Annotated in this window: 16 protein-coding genes and 1 pseudogene; 6 read left to right on the top strand and 11 right to left on the bottom strand. The window is 74.0% G+C overall.

Features of this window, described 5'->3' with window-relative positions:
- Positions 1–107: 107 nt before the first annotated feature.
- The 3 genes from AB0D01_RS29790 to AB0D01_RS29780 all read right to left on the bottom strand — a co-directional run bounded on the left by AB0D01_RS29790 (position 108) and on the right by AB0D01_RS29780 (position 3,475).
- Positions 108–920: a methyltransferase domain-containing protein gene (locus AB0D01_RS29790; protein WP_363060616.1), complete on the bottom strand. Its 813-nt coding sequence runs from the start codon at positions 918–920 to the stop codon at positions 108–110.
- A 210-nt stretch (positions 921–1,130) separates the two neighbouring features.
- On the bottom strand, positions 1,131–2,339 hold the full coding sequence (locus tag AB0D01_RS29785) for a NupC/NupG family nucleoside CNT transporter (protein WP_363060614.1): 1,209 nt from the start codon (positions 2,337–2,339) through the stop codon (positions 1,131–1,133).
- Between the two features lie 224 nt (positions 2,340–2,563).
- Complete coding sequence (locus tag AB0D01_RS29780) at positions 2,564–3,475, bottom strand: hypothetical protein (RefSeq protein ID WP_363060612.1); 912 nt, start codon at positions 3,473–3,475, stop codon at positions 2,564–2,566.
- 257 nt (positions 3,476–3,732) lie between these two features.
- Between AB0D01_RS29780 and AB0D01_RS29775 the strand changes: the two genes are divergently transcribed.
- Complete coding sequence (locus tag AB0D01_RS29775; protein ID WP_363060610.1) at positions 3,733–6,474, top strand: M4 family metallopeptidase; 2,742 nt, start codon at positions 3,733–3,735, stop codon at positions 6,472–6,474.
- Between the two features lie 60 nt (positions 6,475–6,534).
- On the opposite strand, the gene AB0D01_RS29770 is transcribed toward AB0D01_RS29775, so the two are convergent.
- The 6 genes from AB0D01_RS29770 to AB0D01_RS29745 form a co-directional block, all read right to left on the bottom strand.
- Positions 6,535–8,016: an amino acid permease gene (locus tag AB0D01_RS29770; protein WP_363060608.1), complete on the bottom strand. Its 1,482-nt coding sequence runs from the start codon at positions 8,014–8,016 to the stop codon at positions 6,535–6,537.
- Positions 8,017–8,168: 152 nt separating this feature from the next.
- On the bottom strand, positions 8,169–9,626 hold the full coding sequence (locus AB0D01_RS29765) for a multicopper oxidase family protein (RefSeq protein ID WP_363060606.1): 1,458 nt from the start codon (positions 9,624–9,626) through the stop codon (positions 8,169–8,171).
- 249 nt (positions 9,627–9,875) lie between these two features.
- Positions 9,876–10,139: a hypothetical protein gene (locus AB0D01_RS29760; protein WP_363060604.1), complete on the bottom strand. Its 264-nt coding sequence runs from the start codon at positions 10,137–10,139 to the stop codon at positions 9,876–9,878.
- A complete protein-coding gene (locus tag AB0D01_RS29755; protein ID WP_363060602.1) occupies positions 10,136–12,367 on the bottom strand; it encodes an FUSC family protein in 2,232 nt (743 codons plus the stop codon). Before AB0D01_RS29755 ends, AB0D01_RS29760 begins: the two co-directional genes overlap by 4 nt.
- Before the next feature lie 424 nt (positions 12,368–12,791).
- On the bottom strand, positions 12,792–13,595 hold the full coding sequence (locus AB0D01_RS29750) for a hypothetical protein (protein ID WP_363060600.1): 804 nt from the start codon (positions 13,593–13,595) through the stop codon (positions 12,792–12,794).
- Positions 13,592–14,476 carry a DUF692 domain-containing protein gene (locus AB0D01_RS29745; RefSeq protein ID WP_363060598.1) on the bottom strand — a complete coding sequence of 295 codons (885 nt, stop codon included), beginning with the start codon at positions 14,474–14,476 and terminating at the stop codon, positions 13,592–13,594. The genes AB0D01_RS29750 and AB0D01_RS29745 overlap by 4 nt, the downstream gene beginning before the upstream one ends.
- A gap of 469 nt (positions 14,477–14,945) precedes the next feature.
- On the opposite strand from AB0D01_RS29745, the gene AB0D01_RS29740 reads away from it, so the two are divergent.
- The 3 genes from AB0D01_RS29740 to AB0D01_RS29730 all read left to right on the top strand — a co-directional run bounded on the left by AB0D01_RS29740 (position 14,946) and on the right by AB0D01_RS29730 (position 17,380).
- Positions 14,946–15,125: a hypothetical protein gene (locus AB0D01_RS29740; RefSeq protein WP_363060596.1), complete on the top strand. Its 180-nt coding sequence runs from the start codon at positions 14,946–14,948 to the stop codon at positions 15,123–15,125.
- Positions 15,126–15,455: 330 nt separating this feature from the next.
- Complete coding sequence (locus AB0D01_RS29735) at positions 15,456–16,523, top strand: ATP-binding cassette domain-containing protein (RefSeq protein WP_363060594.1); 1,068 nt, start codon at positions 15,456–15,458, stop codon at positions 16,521–16,523.
- Positions 16,520–17,380 carry an ABC transporter permease gene (locus AB0D01_RS29730; RefSeq protein WP_363060592.1) on the top strand — a complete coding sequence of 287 codons (861 nt, stop codon included), beginning with the start codon at positions 16,520–16,522 and terminating at the stop codon, positions 17,378–17,380. Before AB0D01_RS29735 ends, AB0D01_RS29730 begins: the two co-directional genes overlap by 4 nt.
- A gap of 47 nt (positions 17,381–17,427) precedes the next feature.
- Here the strand turns inward: AB0D01_RS29730 and AB0D01_RS29725 are convergent, their stop codons facing one another.
- A complete protein-coding gene (locus AB0D01_RS29725; RefSeq protein WP_363060590.1) occupies positions 17,428–18,108 on the bottom strand; it encodes a hypothetical protein in 681 nt (226 codons plus the stop codon).
- A gap of 164 nt (positions 18,109–18,272) precedes the next feature.
- Positions 18,273–18,692: a hypothetical protein gene (locus AB0D01_RS29720; RefSeq protein ID WP_363060588.1), complete on the bottom strand. Its 420-nt coding sequence runs from the start codon at positions 18,690–18,692 to the stop codon at positions 18,273–18,275.
- 330 nt (positions 18,693–19,022) lie between these two features.
- Between AB0D01_RS29720 and AB0D01_RS29715 the strand changes: the two genes are divergently transcribed.
- Both AB0D01_RS29715 and AB0D01_RS29710 read left to right on the top strand, forming a co-directional pair.
- Positions 19,023–19,214 (top strand): hypothetical protein, encoded by a 192-nt coding sequence (locus AB0D01_RS29715; protein WP_363060586.1) that lies wholly within the window; start codon positions 19,023–19,025, stop codon positions 19,212–19,214.
- Positions 19,215–19,256: 42 nt separating this feature from the next.
- Positions 19,257–19,350 (top strand): annotated as a pseudogene (locus AB0D01_RS29710) (sugar ABC transporter permease); the annotation flags it as partial.

The raw sequence follows: 19,350 nt of genomic DNA, 5'->3' as shown, positions 1-19,350 counted from the left end.
CGCGCCCATGGGCACCTCTCCCTTCCGGCCCGTCCGCCGCCCCTGTCTCCTGTCTACCCGCATCCGCGCGGGTCCGCCCGCCGCGCCCGGGCCGCGGCGGCTCCGGATCAGCGCCATCCGTGCGCCAGCAGCGCGACGTGCGGCAGCCGCAGTTCCCCGCCGGCGGACAGGAACGGCCGGCTCAGCTCGGCGGCGTGCCGCACGATGCGGGAGACCTCGGCGGGGTCCGCCGCGTCCGGTGCGGGCAGGCCGGTCGCCAGCAGCCGGGCGAGCCCCTCGGACCAGGCCGCGGCGTCGATCCGCAGGTCCCAGACGACCGTCCGGCAGACGGCCCGCCGCAGCCCGGCCGCGTCCAGCAGCCGCACCATCCCGACCGTGTCGCCCGGGTGGGCGGCCCCGGGGGGCCGCAGTCGCGCCGTGGCCGTCATCGCGACGCCGGCGGCGCGCAGGGCCCGGCCCAGCAGGGTCTGCCCGGCGGCCGGCGCGTCGGTCCAGCCGGTGAGCCCGACCCGACCCCCGGGGCGCACGACCCGGCGCAGCTCGGCCACCACGGCCCCGGTGGGACCGGCGTGCCCGAGTACGAAGTTGCCGACGGCCGCGTCGAAGCAGGCGTCCCGGAACGGGAGCCCGGGGAGCGCCGCGATGAGCGTGTGGGCCCGGGGGGCCGCGTCCCGGGCGAGGGCGACCATGGCGGCCGAGGCGTCGACGGCCGTCACGGCGGCCCCGCGCTCCGCCGCGGCGGCGGCCACGGTGCCGGGGCCGGTGCCGACGTCCAGCACACGGGTTCCGGGGCCCACCTGGACGGCGTCGAGGAGGGATGGCACCGGTCCGGCGCACGCGGCGCCGAGGGTCCGTACGTAGAGGGCCGCGTGTTCCTCCCAGAGGTTCGCGGCGGGCTCCTGCTGTCGCGTGCCTGCCATGACCGCCCTCCGTCCGGCCGCCCGCGCGGCCCGCGTCCCACGGGGTGCGGGGCGCGGCCGGGCCGCCACCGCCAGCACACCGGGCGGAGGCGCCCGGCGACGACGACCGATCGGAGGAACGGCGGGAGGAACCACCTCGGGGGCCGGGGCCGGAGGGCCGGCGCACGGCCGGGCGGCGGACGGCTGACGGCCGGGCCGCCGGCCGCCCGGTCAGCCGACGATGCCGACGATCGCCGCGTTGCTGAGGTTGGCGAGCGTCCCCGCGAGCAGCGCCAGGAGGCCCAGCCGGGCGACGTCGCCCCGGCGTTCGGGTGCCAGCGCCCCGAACGAGCCGAGCTGGATGGCGATCGATCCGAAGTTGGCGAAGCCGGCGAGGGCGAAGGTGGTGATGAGTACGGTCTTGGGTTCGAGGGAGGGGATCTCGGGGCCGAAGGAGGCGTAGGCGACGAACTCGTTGATGACCGTCTTCTGACCGAGGAGGCTGCCCACCGTCGAGGCTTCGTCCCAGGGCACCCCGATGAGCCAGGCGACCGGCGCGAAGATCCACCCCAGGACCCGCTGGAACGTCAGGTCGTCGACGCCGAACCAGCTTCCGGCCACGCCGAGGATGCCGTTGGCCAGGGCGATGAGCGCCACGAACGCGATGAGCAGGCAGCCGACGATGACGGCGAGGCGGCCACCGCTCAGGGCGCCGCGGGCGAGTGCGTCGATGGCGTTGGCCGACTCCGTGTCGCGCACGCCGCGGATGTCGCCCTGCTGTTCGGTCTTCTCGGTCTCGGGGTAGATCGCCTTGGCGATGACGAGCATGGCGGGCGCGTTCATGACGCTCGCCGCCAGCAGGTAGGGCAGGGGCGCGCCGAGCAGCGAGTAGCCGACGAGGGTGGAACCGGCCACGGACGCGAACCCGCCGGTCATGCAGGTGAACAGTTCCGAGCGGGTGAGCCGGCGCAGGTAGGGGGCGATCAGCAGCGGCGCCTCGGATTGCCCGAGGAAGATCACCGTCGTCGCCCAGATCGACTCGACGCGGCTGGTGGCGAGGAGGCGGGAGATCAGGCCGCCGACGATCTGCACCACCCATTGGATGACGCGCAGGTAGTACAGCAGCCCGACGAGCGCGCCGAGGAAGATGATGACGGGCAGCACCCCGAGGGCGAAGGGTACGGACGAGCCCTTGGCGAGCGAGCCGAAGAGGAACTCCGTTCCCGCGGTCGTGTAGCCGATCACCTTCGCGATCAGGTCGGCGAACCAGCGCAGGGCCTCACGTCCGGGTTCCCACTTCAGCACCAGCAGGGCGAAGCCGACCTGGAGGGCGAAGCCGATGCCGAGGGTCCGCCAGTTGATGCGCCCGCGGTGGCGCGAGATGGCGTAGCACAAGCCGTAGATCACGATGAGGCCGAGCAGCCCCTGCAGCCGAGTCATCGGACGCGATCTCCCCATCGGGCCGAGGCCGGCCCCTCGTGGCCAGGCGGGCTCGTGGGCGGGCCGTACGGTGGCGGGCGCGCACCGGACGGCCGCACGGAACAGATCCGGGTGAACCCGGACGTACCGAACCTACGAGACGATCCCGCCCGGGACCGCGAGGACACGCCCGACCCACGCCCGACCCACGCCCGGACCGGGTCGACACCGGGTCAGGCACCGGGTCAGGGTGTGGGCCGCAGCCAGCCGCGGGTGGCGGCCTGGACGCCGGCCTGGAAGCGGGTGTCGGCGTCGAGTTCCTCCAGCATGCGGGTGATCCGTCGACGGGCGGTGTGCACGTGCACGCCGAGCCGGCGCGCGATGGACTCGTCCTTCAGGCCCGAGGCGAGCAGCCCCAGCAGTTCGCGCTGGTCGGCGGTGAGCGGGCTGCCGGCGCTGCCGACCGGGGTGGCGCGCGCCCACAGCGATTCGAAGAGCGGCAGGGCCGCCCGGTGCAGGAGGGATTCGCCGAAGGCCAGGGCGACCGCGTCGGCCCCCTCGCCGTCGCCGTCGCGGTCGCCGTCGCGGCGGGGCGGCGGCAGCAGGCACGTGCGGCGGTCGACGAGGACGAGGCGGGTGGGCAGCCGCGCGCCGATCCGGGCCTGGAGGCCGAGCTCGGTGAGGGCGAGGAGTTCCTTGGCCCGGTCCGGGAAGTCGGCGCCGCGGCGGTCGGTGACGGTGCGTACGGTGACGCCGCGCTCCAGCAGCTCCCGGACGCGGACCAGTTGCGTCTGCGCGTCCCCCTCGCGGTCGGACGCCCGCGGGGTCCGGGCCATGCGGTCGAGGATCAGCACCTCGGTCTCGGCGGCGCCGAGCATGGCGTCGAGGCGGGCCTCGACGGCGTCGGCTCCGGTCAGGAACTCCACGCCCGCGGCGGGCCCGTGGGTGCTGGCCGCCTCCCCCGGGAGCCGGTCGGCCAGTCGGTCGGCGTAGGAGCGCAGGGACTCCAGGTCGGCGGACTCCTGGTCGAGGAGGGCCTGTCGGCGTCGGACGAGTACGCGCAACACGGAGGCCGGATCGGCGGCCGTGCGGATCACCGCCCCGGTGTCGCCGCGCCTGTGGTCCGGAGTCCGTTCGTGCGGGTCGGTTTCGATCATGCGGGGGATTCTGACCGCCTTCACAGAGCCCCCACAAGTGTGCATGGCCACTTCTGAGGCGGGCCCGACCCTGGTCCCCGGCCTTCCGCGGCGCTTGCATTGCGGCGACTCACAGCAACGCACCAGGCACTCATGGTTGAGGAGACCCCTTGCCCAGGTTCAGCGCAGGTTCGCCGGCACACACCCCTGCCGCACGACAGATATGGCGGAAAGAGCTCCGGTCCGCCGGAGGAATCGCGGTTCTGCTCGCCGCCGCGATGACCCTGTCGGCTTCGCCGGCATGGGCCGTCGACCCCGATGTCGGCCCCTCCAACGCGGTGCCCGCCCAGGGCACCGAGACCCCGGTGCTCGTCGAGGGCATCCGCGAGGCCGTGGACGCCAAGGCCGCTCCGGCCGACGCGGCGCGCCAACACCTCGACGCGAACAAGGGCCGCTACCGGATCCCGCGGGCGGGCAGCGACCTCGTCCCCCTGTCGGCCTCCACCCGGGCCGAGGAGGAAACGGTTCGCCTCCAGCAGCGGCACCGCGGTGTCGACGTGCTCGGGGGCCAGTACGTCGTACGCATGCAGAAGCGGGACGGCAAGCGGGTGGTGACCGGCACCTCGGGGCACTACTTCACCGCCCTGCGCACCGACGTCACCCCGCAGGTGACGCAGGACGTCGCCGTCCGTCGTGCGGTGGCCGCCACGGCCCGCCGACTGGGCACGGCCCTCGACAAGGGCGCGGCGCCGCGGTCCGAGTCCGGCGATCCGGCGGCCGGCGGCATGACGGGCGAGGCCAAGGGGCTCGTCGTCCTGCCGAAGGGGGCGGGCGTCCTCGCCTACCGGGTCACCGTGCGCGGCACCGCGCCCGGCACCGGGGCCCCGGTGGTGGACGAGGTGTACGTGGACGCCCGCTCGGGCTATCCCGCGTTGCAGTACAGCGCGCTGAAGACGCTGACGGCCCCGGCGGCCGCGACCGCCGGCACGGCGGCGGACGGGCCGGCGGCGGACGGTCCGCCGGCGGCGCCCGCGAACCTCGTGCCCGAGACGGGGTCCGGGACCAGGTTGAACGGCAGCGCCGCCGCACTGGACATCGCCTACGATCCGGCGGCCGGCAACTACCTGCTGGCGGACGCCGGACGCATGCGCACCACCAGCAAGAGCCTGCTCGGCACGTGGGACGCCCGGGGCAGGTCGGTGTCGGAGACCGCGGGCAAGTGGCCGGCCGGCATCTCGATGTTCTCCTCCACGGGCACCGCCTTCGGCGCCGAGGCGACCGACTCGGGCGCCGTGGACGCCCACTGGAACGCGGGTCGGGTCTACGACTTCTACAAGAACGAGCTCGGCCGCGACAGCCTCGACGGCAAGGGCGGGGCCGTCAACTCCCTGGTCGGCGTGACGTACTTCGGCCTCCCCTACGCCAACGCGTTCTGGGACGGCACCAAGATGGTGTACGGCAGCGGGGACGAGGAGTTCAAGCCGATGTCGGCCGACACCGACGTCGTCGGCCACGAGATGACCCACGGGGTCATCGAGCACTCGGCGAACCTGGTCTACGCCGGCCAGTCGGGCGCCCTGAACGAGGCCCTGGCCGACTACTTCGGCAACGCGATCGACGTCACCGCGAGCGGTACGCCGATGAGCGATCCCGCCGCCGGTCTGATCGGCGAGAACCTGTGCCGCACCAAGGCGGCCGCGGAGTGCGCCCTGCGCGACCTCAACGACGGGGCCACCACCTCGAAGAGCTTCCTGGGCGTGTCGTTCGCCACCGACAACGGCGGCGTGCACCTGAACTCGACGATCTTCTCGGGCGCCCTGTGGGACATGCGCGAGGACCTCGGCACGCTGGCCGACAAGATCGTGTACAAGGCGGTCACCGAGTACATGACGCCGATCGACGGGTTCACCGAGGCCCGGGGCGCGGTGCTCGCGGCGGCCAAGGCGCTGGGCGCCACCTCCGCCCAACAGAACACGGTCAAGCGGTCGTTCAACGCCCACGGCATCGTCCCCGGGTGGGAGCAGGCCCTCGGCGTGGACTCCGACACCCTCTTCGGCAAGCTCAACACCACCGACACCGGCGTGGGCGCGGGCGGCGGCTGGTGGACGGTCTCCAAGTCCAACGACGACGGCTCCGAGCCCTACTCGGTCTACGCCGGCCGACTGGACCGCAAGGGCTCCCCGAAGGTGATCAGCCCCAACGACGGCCGCTACCACACCGCTCCGGCGACCGACGGCAAGACCGTGGTGTGGACGGCGTACGGCCCGACCTCGGTCGACGTCCTGTCCCGCCCCGTGGCGGGCGGCCCGATCAAGACCCTGCACAGCTCGGTGACCGGCGTCGCGGGCCTGCGGGTGGACAAGGGCACCGTCGTCTTCGAGGAGTACGACGTCCTCGGCGGCCGGCACGTCGCCTACCTGCGGCCCACCGACAAGGCCCCGGTCTTCCCCGACGGGCGCAGGTGGAACACGCTGACCGCGCTCCCCTCCCTCGCCGGCGACCGGCTCGCCTACGCGAAGCTGTACCCGCAAGGCGGCTCCTACCGGCTGGGCGTGGAGGTCCTGGACCTGACCACCGGACGGGCGGTCATGACCGAGCAACTCGACGAGCCGGTGAGCCTCGGCCAGACCGGGGTCAACGACAAGAACGTCTTCTGGCTGGCGGACACCGACGCGAGCGACGGAGGCCTGACCTCGGTCCTCAGTGCCGGTCTCGACGGCCGCGGCGCCTACCTCGTCGCCAGTGAGCACAAGCCGGGCGCCGTCATCGCCTCCGACCTGACCGTCTCCCAGGAGGCGCTGACGCTCGTGGCCCGCACGCCCGACACCCGCTACCGCAACGAGTCGCTGCCCAAGCTGTGGCAGCTGACCACGGACGGCTCCCGCCGCGAGCGGGTCTCCTGCAACCGCGGCGAGCAGGGCAGCCCGGCGGCCGGCGCCGGCCGCCAGGTCGCGTGGCTCGACTCGACCACCGGCTCCACCGACCTGGTCGTCCGGGAACGACCGGCCGGCACCTGCTGATCCCGAACCCGCCCGGAGGGGTCGGCGGCCGTGCCGCCGACCCCTCCCGGCCGTCACGGGTCACGCCGACGGACGCTCCGGCGGACGAGGCGTCGCGGAAGGTGCGCAGGACGAGGCCCGGCCTGCCGCGGCGATCCGCCGGCGGACCGTGAACCAGCCGCCGACGAGCGCCGCCGCCACGGCGGGCACGGCCGCCACGGTCATCGTCCCCACCCCGTGGTCGGCGCACATGAGCACGAGCACGCCGAGCAGGAACAGCAGGGTGAGGGCCTGCGTGTACGGGGCCCCGGGCAGGCGGTGGGCGGGGCGGGTGACGAGACCGCGCCGGGCCCGGTGCCAGAACAGCAGCGAGCAGATCATGATCATGCCCCAGGTGCCGAGGACGCAGACCGACGCGAAGTTGATGACGACCTCGAAGGCCCGCGCGGGCATGAGGTAGTTCAGGCCGACGCCGAAGACGCCGAACGAGGCGGTGAGCAGGATGCCGCCGTACGGGACCCGCCCGCGGTTCATGCGGGCGGTGAACCTCGGGGCCGAGCCCGCCACGGCCATCGAGCGCAGGACGCGCCCGGTCGCGTAGAGGCCGGAGTCGAGCGAGGACAGCGCCGCGGTGAGCACCACGAGGTTCATGACCGACGCCGCGCCCGGGACTCCGAGCAGGGTGAGGACGGTGACGAACGGGCTCTGGTCCGCCGAGTATGCGGTGTGGGGCAGCAGCAGGGCGAGGAGCACCACGGACCCCACGTAGAAGAGGAGGATGCGCCACATGATCGTCTTGAGGGCCCTGGGGACGACCGTGCGGGCGTCGCGGGTCTCGCCGGCGGCGACCCCGCAGAGTTCGAGGCCGGCGTAGGCGAAGACGACGCCCTGCATGACCAGCAGCATCGGAAGGAAGCCGGACGGGAAGAACCCACCGTGGTCCGTGATGGTCGCGAGTCCGGGGACATGCCCGCCGACGGGATGGCGCGTCGCCACGAGGACGACGGCGAGGACCATGAAGGCGGTGAGGGCGGCCACTTTGACGACGGAGAACCAGAACTCCGTCTCCCCGAAGTACCGTACCGAGACCAGGTTGGCGCCGAGCACGACGGTCAGCGCGGCGAGCGCGAGCACCCACTGGGGGACGTCCGCGAAGACGGACCAGAAGCGGGCGTAGGTGGCGGCGGCGGTGATGTCGGCCATGCCCGTCGTGGCCCAGCACAGGAAGTAGGTCCAGCCGGCCGCGTAGGCGCCCTTCTCGCCCATGAACTCGCGGGCGTAGCTGACGAAGGCGCCGGAGGACGGGCGGTGGACAACCAGTTCGCCCAGGGCGCGGACGACGAGGAAGGCGAAGACCCCGCAGAGGGCGTAGGCCAGGGCGAGGGAGGGACCGGCGGCGGCGAGGCGGCCGCCCGTGCCGAGGAACAGTCCGGTGCCGACGGCCCCGCCGATGGCGATCATGGTCATGTGGCGCGGCCCGAGCCGTTGGCTGTAGCCCTCGTCCCCGGCGTCCGCGCGCACGGGACCGGACGCGGGCGGGGGCGGGGCGCTCAGGGAGGTCATGCCTCCAGCGAACGGCACGCGGGCCCCGCGCGCTTACTCCGATCGAGCGAGACGCGGGGGGATTCCCGCGGAACCGCGAAGGCCCGGGTCTCCGGTGTCCGCCCGTGGGGGGCGGACACCGGCGGCCCGGGCCGGGGGTCACCGCGTCGGCGTCACTTGTCGATCTGCAGCGTCGCCATCATGCCCGCGTCCTCGTGGTTGAGGATGTGGCAGTGCAGGACGGTCTTGCCCGGGAAGTCCAGGAAGCGGCTCCGGATCACGATGTTGCCGCGTGCCGGGACGTCCACGGTGTCCTGGAAGCCGTAGTTCACCTCGGGCTTGCCGTTGATGCTCATGACCTGGAAGTCGTTGGTGTGGACGTGGAACGAGTGGACCTCGTCGCTGTCGTTGCGGATCGTCCACTCCTCGACCGTGTTCAGCTTGGCCCTGAAGTCGATCCGGTTGTGGTCGAACTGCTTGCCGTTGATGTAGAAGAGCGTGCCGTCCGCGTTCTCCGTGAACACGATCGTCTTGCGTCCGGCGATCGGCTCCTTGGCCAGGTCGTCCACCGGTGCGAACGTCGTCGGCAGCGCCGCCTGCTCCACCGGCGTGCCGCCGGTCTCCACGGTCGCCAGCGTCGCCTGCGGGAACTGGTTGCCGGCCTTGCCGCTGTTGTACGGCTGGGTGACGAGCTCCTGGGTTCCGGCCTTCCCGCCCTGCACCAGCACGTCGTAGCGGGCTCCGGCCGGCACGACGATCGAGTCGACCGGGTAGACCTTGTTCACCGGGTAGCCGTCCTGCGCCACCACGTGGAAGGTCGTGCCGGGCAGCGCGACCTTGTAGAAGATGTTGGCCCCGATGTTCGCGATGCGCCACAGCTGTGTCTCGCCCGGCTTGATCCGGATGCGCGGGTTCAGCTGTCCGTTGACGGTGCGGGTGGTCGGGGCGCCCATCTTCAGGTCGGCGGTCTTGATCTCGTCGCCGACGATCTGAAAGTCCTTCAGGGCGATGGCGTGCTCGGTGATCCCCCGCAGCGCCTGCGGCATGTACCGGTCGAGGCCGTCGACGACGATGAGGCCCGCCATTCCGCCCGCCGTCTGCGCGGCGGAGAGGGTGTGCGGGTGCGGGTGGTACCAATACGTGCCCGGTTCCAACGATTTCAGGAACTGGTACTTGAAATCGAAGGTCTTGCCCGGGTCGATGCTGAGGAAGATGTTGTCGGAATTCCCGCCGGGCGATACGTGCATGCCGTGCACGTGGAGATTCGTGAACTTGTCGAGCTTGTTCTCGAAGGTGATCTCCATGCGGTCTCCGGGCCGCAGGCGCAGCGTCGGGGGCATGTAGAGACCGTTGTACGTGAGCGCCCACAGGTCCTTGCCCGCCAGCCGGACCTTCTTGCGCTCCACCACGATCCGGGTCTTGAGCAGGCCGCCCTCGCTGACCACCTCGGCGGGGTCCCGCAGGTCCTCGGTGGCCGCGGCGGTGAGCGCGGGCGACGGCGAGACCGTCGCCGCCACGGTGGGAGCGGCCTGGCCGTGGTCCGGCTGGGCCGTGCCGCAGCCGGAGGCGAGGGCCAGGGCCGCGAGGAGGGACCCGACCGCGGTCCACCTGCCGAAGGGGTGTCTGATCATCCGGACTCTCCGAAAGGAATATGGGGAACGACACGGCCACCGGGGCCGGTTCCGCGCCATCATGCCGCCCCCGACCTAAAAAGCCTTCCAATGACCCGCAGGGCGGCGAGAGTCATCGGAAACGGCCGTCAAGAGGGCGGAGAACGCACGGCGGTGATAAGACTTTCATTCCGGTCGCGCTCCGGTTTCCTTTCGACGGGGCTTTTCGATCGCCCTCCGCTTTCGCCCCGGTTCGGGCCGTCGCGCGCTTCAGGTCTCGCGGTCGCAGGCCGCGCAGATGCGGACGCCGCTGATCTGCGGCCACCAGGCGTCGCCGGCCGCATCCGGCCGGTCGCCGGGCGCGGGCTGCATGCCCGCCGTGCTGCGCCCGCACAGGGTGACCGGGCCGGCCCGCAGCCCGCTGTCGTCGGTCTCCGCCGCGTGGACCGTCCCGACGCGGTCCCGGTCGGTCGGGCTGGCCGGGCGGTGGGGAGGTCGCGCGACGACCTCGTGGACGGCCGCGTACCCGTTCACGCCGGCCCCCTCGCGGGTCCGTCCCCGGCCGCCGGGTCCGGTGCTCCCGCTCCCCCACGCCGCAGGGCCGCGGTGAGCGCCCGTACGTCGTCGTCCATCCGGCGGAAGTGCTTCAGCACGCGCGCCTCCTCGGGAGCGGCGGCGCCCGGTTCCGGCGCACCGCCCGGCGCGCGGGGCCGCGCCCCGTCCACCCGCCCCTCGGCCAGTGCCTCCAGCCGGTCGGCGACCGTCCGCGCCCGCTCCTCCAGCAGCGGCCGGGCGGGCGAGCGCGACCAGCTTCCCGGTTCGCCCCGGCCGGCCTCCACGGCGAGCACCCGTACGTGGTAGGCGCAGGTCTCCAGCAGGCCCAGCACGTACAGGGAGGTCCGGCGCCTGGCCCGGTGGGGTGCGACGGGGTGCACCAGCGGGGTGAGCGCGCGCTCCAGCTCCTCCACCCGGCGGTCCGCGGTGTGCGCGGCGCGGATCAGGTCGTCCGGGGAGGGCTCCGCGTCCGGGGCGACCAGTCGGCGGGCGGTCGCGGTGACGGCCTCAGCCAGCGCCCTCAGCGCGTCGCCGAGCAGCACGTCGGTACGTCGCCCCGTCGCCCGGGGCAGGACGACGACGGCGGCCGCCACCCCGCACAGCACGCCGAACGTGGTCTCGGCGATCCGGATCCACAGCAGGCCGTCGGTGTAGCTGCCGAGCAGGTCGGAGAGCAGGGCGATCATCAGGGTGATGAAGAAGGTCGCCGCGGTGTAGGACAGGGCCGCCGTGTAGGCCATGCCGAAGACGCAGACGAGGGTGAGGACGAAGGCGGGCCAGGGCCGGCCGGCGAGGGCGGAGGCGACGAACAGGCCGACGAGCGCTCCCGCGAGGGTCCCGGCCACCCTGCGGGACCCCTTGAGCGCGATCTCGCCGGTGGAGGAGGTGTTGAAGAAGACCATCCAGCAGGCGAGCACCGACCAGTACCAGTGGTCGGCGGAGATCAGCTGACCGCCGGCGGTCGCGAGGGTGGCTCCGCAGGCCACCTGGACGGCCGCGCGGGTGGTCGGCCTGCGCAGGCCCCCCGGCTCGGGTGGGGAGGGCGCGCGGGGCGGTGGCGGGGCGGATGGGGCGGTCCCGGGCGTGGGGTCCCGGCGGAAGGCCTCGTGGAGCCCGGCCGCGGCCTGCTCGAAGTCCGTCAGGGCGCGGTGGGCGTCGGCCAGGGCCGTGACGGCGGTGGGAACGGGTGCGGGGACGGGGCGTGCGGCGGGGGCGGGGGCCGCGCCCGTGGCCACGAGCTCCGGGAGCGCGCGCAGTCGTGCCGCCAGGGACGCTCCGCCGGCCCCGGCGCCGGCGTCACCGGTGGGCACCCCGGTGACGGGCAGGTGCAGGCGGTGGGCGAAGTCCTGCGGGGAGGTCCCCCCGTCCTGCCCGAGCCGCAGCAGCATCACCGCGAGCCGTTCGGCCCGTACGTCCGTCTCGGTCATCCGCGTCCGCACCGGCGCGGCGACCTCCGGGGCGGCGCAGGCCTCGACGGCGTCCTGGAGCATCAGCGCGCACGTGTGCAGCCTGCGCAGCCGGCGCCGCAGCGCCGCGATCCGCCCGGCGCGGTCCCGGTCACGGTCCCGCCCGGAAGCGTCGCCACCGTCGGCGAGCGCCGCCAGCGCCCCGGTCACGTCCGCGAGGCAGGCCCGCACGGACCGGCGCAGCCGGACGAAGGACCGCGCCGGGGAGGTCCGCAGCAGCGCGAACCGCACGACGGCGCCGCAGGCGAAGGCCACCGCCAGGGCCGCCCACAGCCGGGGCAGCCCGGCCGCGGGCAGGGGCACGAACTGCATGACGAAGTACATCTGGAAGGCGTTCATGCCCAGGGCGGTCCCCCGGGGCCCGTAGCGGCGGACGTACACCGTCACGAACAGCAGCGCCACGAAGAAGGTCCCCGACACCACCGGATACGGGGCGAGGAGAACGGCCGCCGTGGCCGACAGCAGCGCGGCGGGCAGTCCGAGGGCGTGGGTGACGGCCTGCTCCGCCTCCCTCGGCCCGGTCAGCACCATCGACCACACCAGCGCGGAGGAGCCGGCGGCGACCAGGTACGGGGTGTCGAAGCCCAGCGCCCACAGCACGGCCAGGGCCAGGCAGATCGCACCGACGGTGTGGGCGGCCCCGACCAGCCGGACCAGCCCCGGGTCGGTGGCGTCGAGGAGGTCCCGGACGGCGCGCGGCGCACCGCGTACCGGGCCTGCTCGCTCCCTGCCGGCGTCCACCTCCCCAGTGAACCCCGTTCCCGCGGTCCGGGCGCGCGGAGCCGGGCGGAGCCCTGCGGGACCGCGCGGAACGGCGTGGGCGCAGGAAAAAGGCCGGCTGGTCAGCCGGCCCGATGGAGCGTGGAGCGTGGAGCGCAGGTACGTTTCCGGAATGTGCTGTGGGGGTCTACTCACGGATTGGTCACCGCCGGTCCGCATGCCCGGTGAGCGGTTGCCGTCACAGCCGCGCATGCTCCCCATGTCGCGGACGTTCCGGATGCTGTCCCTGCTGTTCTGTTGGTCTTCCCTGTGCACACGTCCGACACTACGGATCCCCGCGGGCCCTGTGATCCTCCGACCGGGATGTGACGGGGGCCACGCGCCGTTCGTCCGATCGGACCCCCACGGGCCGTCGCGCCGGCCCCCTCCCCCCGGCCGGGGGGTGTCATCCGTCCGGTCCCCCGCGCGGGACGAGGAGCCCCGCCCGGGCCAGTGCCGCCAGCACGGCGCCCGCCCGGGCGGGATGGGCCCCGGCCTCGGCGGCCGCCGTCAGGGCGGTCCGGGTGCCGTCGCACAGCGCCAGCAGGTCCCGGGTGCCGGGGTCGAGCCGGAACGCGCGCACGGGCTCGCGCCACACTCGTTGCAGGGCCACGGCGACCGGGACGCGCGGGACCCGCGCCGGGGCGTCGGGGGCGGTCACATCATGGGTGTGGGAGACGACCAGGACGTTCGCCGGTACGACGGGGACCCCGTACTCGATCCAGGTCCCGGCGGGGTCGCTCGGCGGCCGGCACTCGGTCTCGTGCCGGTAGCGGGCCGCCTCGGAGGCGATCTCGTCGCGGCGCAGGCGGAAGCGTTCCAGTTCGAACCGGCCGAACTCCGCCAGCCCCTCGGGGATCCGACCCTCCGCGTGGTCCAGGAAGGCCTGCGCGGCCCGTTCCGCGCCGACCGGGTCGTCCGGATGCGGCGGGCGCACGCCATCGTTCAAGTAGGCGTCCAGCACACCGCGATGACGGACCGTCACCTCGTCGATCGTCTGCGGCATGGCCTGGGCCACCACCAGCCGGTGCTTCGCGGCGACGTCCCGGGCCACCCGGGCGTACGCGTCGTCCGGGACGCGGGTGAGGAGGGCCAACTCCTCCTCGCTCAGGTCGAAGCGGGCGCGCACCCCCTCGGGGTCATCGTGCAGTGCGCCGGCGCTCAGCGGACCTCCGGCGAGCAGGGCCGCGAGCGCGTCGAACACCGTCATCGGGCCGCCCTCCCCCGTCCGGGCGCGGCGGCCGCCGCTCCGGGCCGCGCCGGCCCGGGGCCCCACCCCGCGGTGTCGCGGGCCCGGGCGATCTCGGCGGTGATCTCCGCGAAGTCCTCGGGGAAGTCCTGGTCCCGTTCCAGCAGGGTGGCCTTGATGTCGGTGCGGGCGGACAGTTCGGCCAGCAGGGCCCACACCCGTTCGGGTACGGGCGCGCTGTGGGTGTCGCGGGCCGTGCCGTCCGGTTCCTGCGTACCGCCGGCGAGGTGGACCTGGACGACGCGCTCCAGCGGGATCGTGTCGAGGAAGTCGCCCACGTCGTAGTGGTGGTTGCGGGAGTTGATGTCGAGGTTGGTGAGGTCCAGCAGCAGTCCGCACGCGCAGTGCTCCATCACCTCGGCGATGAACCGGGCCTCCGTCAGGGGGTTGGGCAGGTCGATGTGGTAGGTGATGTTCTCCAGGATCAGCGGTACGCCCACCTCGTCCTGCACCCACTGGGCGCGACGGGCGACGTCCCGGGCGACGGCGCGGCTGCGCGGCAGCGGTGTGAGCGTGCCGACGGAGGCGCCGTCGGTCCTGGTGAAACAGAGGTGGTCGCTGAACCAGGGAGCCCCGATCTCCTCGACGAGCCCGGCGAGCGCGGCGACGTAGTGCGGGTCGGGGGGTTGCGGGGAGCCGAGGGACAGTTCGAGGCCGTGGGGCACCAGCGGGTGGCCGCGGCGCAGCTCCCGCAGGGCCTCGCGGGTGTCCGGGGGTGCGAACAGGTAGTGCTCCGTGATGACTTCCAGCCAGTCGACGGCGTCCCCCGACGCGGCGATCTCCTCGGCCAGTTCCCTGCGGTATCCGAGCCCGGAACCGAGGTGCGGCAGGTGTGCGGACATGGTCTCTCCTCGGACGGCGGTCGCGGGTCGGTCGGCGGTCGCGGCCGTTCCCGCTGCGGTCCCTCCCGACGCTAGGGACGGGGCCGCCCGCGGACCGTCCTGCGAACGGTCGATCCCGTGGCCGGATCCGCCGGAGCCGTACCCCGCGCCCGACGCCCCGCGCCCGACGCCGCTCGCCCGCCCGTCCGTCCGTCCGTCCGTCAGCCCGTACGTCAGCCCGTACGGACCGCCCGCGGGCGGTTCGTCCGGGCGGACGTCCGATCGCAGGACAGTCCCGGCCCCGACCGCTTCCTAGCGTGGTGGCTGTCGTCGCACGGCGCACCACCCCCGCACCGCACGACGGCCCCGCACGGACACCCGCCGCCGACGGCCCGGCCAAGCGAACCGCCCGCGGCCCGTGCGCCCACCGAAGGGAAGATCCGCGGCCGCCCCGGGACCCGGGGCCCGCCCCACACGATCGGGAGTTCCCATGACACGCACCACCACCACCGCGACCGCCACCCGCTCGTTCGGCTTCGAACAGCTGCCCGCGGCGGTCGAAGGACCCGCGGCCGCCTGTCAGCAGTCCTGCCTCGACTGCGTCACGGTCACCCCGGACAGCGAGGCCCGCACCCGCCGTACCCGGAACGCGCCCCGGTCGCACCGGTAGCCCGCGCGGTCGAAGACCACCCCACTCGAAAGGATCGACACGATGTCCCGTACCTCCCCCGCTCCCGCGCCCGTTCGGACGCGGGGCACCGGTCCCACGGCGGAACTGGGCTTCGCGGCGGCTCCCTGGGCCACCCGGCGGCACGCCGACCCGATGATGCGCTGCATCTCCTGCGCGGGTCCCCCGCCGCCCCCGCCGTCCTGCAGCACGCGGGTCCGTCACTGAACGGCTGATCGGCCGCGGGAGGCCGGGTCCCGGACCAGGACCCGGCCTCCCTCCCTTCGTGTCCGCCCCCGCCGGCGCGCGACCGACCCTCCCGAGGAGCCCACCGTGACCACCACAGCCCCCGCGTCCCCGCGTCCGTCGCCGCTCCCGGTGCCCGCGCCACCGCCCCCGGGCAGGCCCGCGCCACCGCCGGCCGTCGAGGCGCGCGGCCTGCGCAAGACCTACGCTCACGTCGAGGCCGTGCGCGGGGTGGACCTCAGCGTGCGGCCCGGCGAGATCTACGGGTTCCTCGGCCCCAACGGCGCCGGCAAGTCGACGACCATCGGGATGCTGTGCACCCTGGTGGAGCCGAGCGGCGGCACCGCGACCGTCGCCGGTCACGACGTCGTCCGCGAACGCGACGAGACCCGTCGCCAGATCGGCCTGGTCTTCCAGGAGTCCACCCTGGACTCGCAGCTGACCGTCGAACGCAACCTCCGCTTCCACGGCCGGATGTACGGGATGCCGCGCTCCGCGCTCGCCCCGCGCGTCGACCACGTCCTGGAGCTGGTGGGACTCGTCGATCGGCGGCGCAGCAAGGTCAAGGAGCTGTCCGGCGGCATGCGGCGGCGCGTGGAGATCGCGCGCGGCCTGCTGCACGCGCCGCGGGTGCTGTTCCTCGACGAACCCACCGTCGGACTCGACCCACAGACGCGCCGTCACCTGTGGGACTGCATACGCGAACTGCGCCGCACCGAGGGCGTGACCGTCTTCATGACCACGCACTACCTCGACGAGGCGGAGGTCTGCGACCGGATCGCCATCATGGACAAGGGGGTCGTCGTGGCCCTGGGCACCCCGGCCGAGCTGAAGGCCCGCACGGGGGCCGACGTGGTCCGGTTCACCACCCCGGACGCGCGGGCCGCCGTCGCGGCCCTGCGCACGCGGTTCGGACTGTCGGCCCACGCCGAGGCCCTCGGCGCGGTCGTGGTGCGCGTCCCGGACGGGGCGGCGTTCCTGCCGCGCCTCGCCTGCGGACTGGGCGTACCCGTCCGGTCGATGGAGGTGTCCCGGCCGACGCTGGACGACGTGTTCCTCTCCTGGACCGGGCACCCCGGCGAGGAACCGCCCGACGAGGGCGGGGCCCGTACCGAGCGGGCCGCCTGGGCCGCGCGCGCCAGGGGCTCCCGATGAGCGCCGTCGGCCTGCTGCCGGCGGCCGCTCCCCCGGTCGCGTTCACCCGTCGGCCCGTCACGGGCCCGCGCGCGCAGCTGCGCGCCGTGTGCGTGGTGTGGCACCGCGACCTGCTGCGGCTGCTCGCCGAACCGGTCCGGGTGGTCACCGCGCTGCTCCAGCCGATGCTGTTCCTGTTCGCGCTGGGCGGCGGGCTGGGCTCGCTGACCCGGTCCGCGTACGGGGTCCCGTACCAGACCTTCGTCTACGCGGGCGCGCTCGCCATGCCGGTGGTCTTCGCCTCCATCGGCGCGGCCTCGTCGATCGTGTGGGACCGGGAGTTCGGCTTCCTGAGGGAGATGCTGGTCGCCCCCGTGAGCCGGACGGCGGTGGTGGCGGGCAAGTGCCTGGGCGGGATGACCACGGGCCTGTTCCAGGGCACGCTCGTGCTCGCGCTCGCCGGCGCGGTGGGCGTCCCGTACGACCTGCCGCTGATGCTCACCCTGCTCGCCTACATGGCGCTGCTGGCCTTCGCCTTCTCGTGCTTCGGGGTGCTGGTGGCGGCGCGGATGCGGTCGGTGCAGTCCTTCATGGCGCTGACCCAGATGGTGGTCCAGCCGCTGTTCTTCCTGTCCGGGGCGCTGTTCCCGCTGTCCCGGCTGCCGGGCTGGCTGGCCGTCGCGACCCGGTTCGACCCGCTGACGTACGCGGTGGACCCGATCCGTCGGGCGGTCCTCGGCGCGGTGGGGGCGACGGCGGCGGCCCCCGGGGTGACGTGGGGCGGCTACACGGTGCCGGTCTGGCTGGAGTTGCTGCTGGTCCTCGCCTCGGGCGCCGGCATGCTGTGGGTGGCCTCCCGGGCGTTCCGCCGCGGCTGACGGCCGGGCCGTGGCGGCGCGCGGCCGCCGGTCGGGGGCGAGCGGGGTCAGGCGGGGTGGCGGGGGCGGTGGAACGCCAGGCGCAGACCGCTCGCGAGGACCCACAGGACCAGGGGCCAGATCGCGATCCGTTCGAATCCGCCCTGGAAGGCGTGGGCCTTCAGGCCGACGCCGAAGCAGGCGCCGGCCGTCAGCCCGAGGCAGCCGACGGCCCGGCCGCACCGACCCCACCAGCGGGGCAGTGCTCCGGTGTCCGACAGCAGCGACCCCATCACGGCCACGGCGAGGTTCCCGCACAGCAGGGCGACGAAGGCGCCCGCGTAGTGGGGCACCGGCCTGACGTCGTACGGGTTGGCCGCGACCAGGACCGTGCCCGCCGCGGCCGGCAGCATCAGGGCGACCGCCAGGGAACGGCGGCGCCCCGCCCGCAGCAGCGGGCGGACGAGCAGTGCGCCGGCGCCCACGCCGAGTCCGGCCAGGGCCCAGGAGAGGTTCACGGTCGTGGACATCGGTGAGCACGTCCACCGCCCCCGCACCGTGCCGCAGTCGGCGGCGCCGAGCGTCGACACCATGTCACGGGCCAGGTCCAGGGAGTGCACCCGCGCGGAGGCGACGGCGCTGACCACCGCGGTCTGGACGGCGGAGGTCGACCACACGAGGCCACCGACGCGGGCGGCCACGTGCCGTCGGTGCGGGGTAGGCGGCGTCGCCGAGGGCTGTGTCGTCATGCCCTCCACGCTCCGCGAACACCCGCTCCGGCCGCGTCCCGCGAACGATCGGTCGACCCGCCGCTGCGGATTCCTCGTCCCCGGAGCCGATCGGACGACAGGCCGGGGGCGCACGGAAGGACCCGGTGCCGGGTGGCACCGGGCCCTTCCTCGACCGGTGGGGCTCAGGCCTTGAACACCGTGGACGGGAGTCCGAGCACGGTGGACGGGACGCCGAGCACCGTGGACGGAAGCGCGAGGACGGTGTTCGGAAGGCCGAGGACGGTGTTCGGCAGCGGGCCCTCGGCGAGCGAGATGGCCTTTTCGGTCGCCGGGAGGTTGATGGCCTTCCCGCTCGCCGGGAGATTGATCGCCTTCTCGGTCGCGGGGAGGTTGATCGCCTTCTCGGTCGCGGGAAGGTTGATGGCCTTCTCGGTGGTCGGCAGGCTGATGTGCTTCGTACCTGCCTGGAGGTCGACGCCCGACGCCCGCGCCGTCGTGGTGGCCGGGGAGGTGGTGGCGGCCTGGGCGGTGAAGGCGGTTCCCGTCAGGACGACAGCGCCGGTGGTCAGGACGGCGGTGGTGAGAGCACGGGGCTTGCGCATGATCTGTTCCTCCAAAGGCGGGGGACCCTCGGCGCCGTGCCGGGTGGCGGCAGGTCCCGTAGGGGGTGAGGGGTTCCTCGGGCACCGATGCCCCCAGTGAAGGCGCGGGCCGCCCGCCGCGGTGTCGTCCGACCGGACGACCGCCGGGACGACGAGCCTCGCGCGGCGTGCCCGCGCGGACGGTGGCGGGCGCTTCGTCCCGGGTGACGGCCGAACGGATGACCGGGCGGGCGGCGGACCCTGCCTAGCGTGGCCGTACCGCGGCGCACCCCCGCCGCCCTTCGACGCCCTCGCGGCCCGTGAGGAAGCGGTCCCGGAAGGATCTCCGCCATGAACTGTCTGACCTGTCGTACCGAAGCCGGCCACACCCACCCCGCGGAGGGCGTGTGCCGCTCCTGCGGGGCCGCCGTGTGCGGGGAGCACCTGCGGATCGTCCGGAGCGAGCGGACCGTCCCCATGGGTCTCGGCACGAGCCGCGTCCGTACGGTGGCGGCCGTCCACTGCACCGCCTGCCCCGCCTGAGCCCGCCCCGCGTGTGGAGGTCCCCCGGTCCGTGGACCGGGCAACCAGCCCAACCTGGTCCTGTGGTGCCTGCTGCTCGTCGTGGTCTGGCACGGCGTCGGCTTCTACCTCGTCCTCTTCTCGGCCGCCATGCAGT

Source organism: Streptomyces sp. NPDC048606, assembly GCF_040650855.1.
Lineage (GTDB): Bacteria > Actinomycetota > Actinomycetes > Streptomycetales > Streptomycetaceae > Streptomyces.
The sequence above is the reverse complement of the archived record's forward strand: the minus strand, read 5'-3'. Positions and strand labels throughout refer to the sequence as shown.

What these genes read in the sequence shown, in the direction of transcription:
- AB0D01_RS29790 (WP_363060616.1), bottom strand. Translation starts at nt 920, where the DNA reads ATGGCAGGCACGCGACAGCAGGAGCCCGCCGCGAACCTCTGGGAGGAA.
- AB0D01_RS29785 (WP_363060614.1), bottom strand. Translation starts at nt 2,339, where the DNA reads ATGACTCGGCTGCAGGGGCTGCTCGGCCTCATCGTGATCTACGGCTTG.
- AB0D01_RS29780 (WP_363060612.1), bottom strand. Translation starts at nt 3,475, where the DNA reads ATGATCGAAACCGACCCGCACGAACGGACTCCGGACCACAGGCGCGGC.
- AB0D01_RS29775 (WP_363060610.1), top strand. Translation starts at nt 3,733, where the DNA reads ATGACCCTGTCGGCTTCGCCGGCATGGGCCGTCGACCCCGATGTCGGC.
- AB0D01_RS29770 (WP_363060608.1), bottom strand. Translation starts at nt 8,016, where the DNA reads ATGACCTCCCTGAGCGCCCCGCCCCCGCCCGCGTCCGGTCCCGTGCGC.
- AB0D01_RS29765 (WP_363060606.1), bottom strand. Translation starts at nt 9,626, where the DNA reads ATGATCAGACACCCCTTCGGCAGGTGGACCGCGGTCGGGTCCCTCCTC.
- AB0D01_RS29750 (WP_363060600.1), bottom strand. Translation starts at nt 13,595, where the DNA reads ATGACGGTGTTCGACGCGCTCGCGGCCCTGCTCGCCGGAGGTCCGCTG.
- AB0D01_RS29745 (WP_363060598.1), bottom strand. Translation starts at nt 14,476, where the DNA reads ATGTCCGCACACCTGCCGCACCTCGGTTCCGGGCTCGGATACCGCAGG.
- AB0D01_RS29740 (WP_363060596.1), top strand. Translation starts at nt 14,946, where the DNA reads ATGACACGCACCACCACCACCGCGACCGCCACCCGCTCGTTCGGCTTC.
- AB0D01_RS29730 (WP_363060592.1), top strand. Translation starts at nt 16,520, where the DNA reads ATGAGCGCCGTCGGCCTGCTGCCGGCGGCCGCTCCCCCGGTCGCGTTC.
- AB0D01_RS29725 (WP_363060590.1), bottom strand. Translation starts at nt 18,108, where the DNA reads ATGACGACACAGCCCTCGGCGACGCCGCCTACCCCGCACCGACGGCAC.
- AB0D01_RS29720 (WP_363060588.1), bottom strand. Translation starts at nt 18,692, where the DNA reads ATGCGCAAGCCCCGTGCTCTCACCACCGCCGTCCTGACCACCGGCGCT.
- AB0D01_RS29715 (WP_363060586.1), top strand. Translation starts at nt 19,023, where the DNA reads ATGAACTGTCTGACCTGTCGTACCGAAGCCGGCCACACCCACCCCGCG.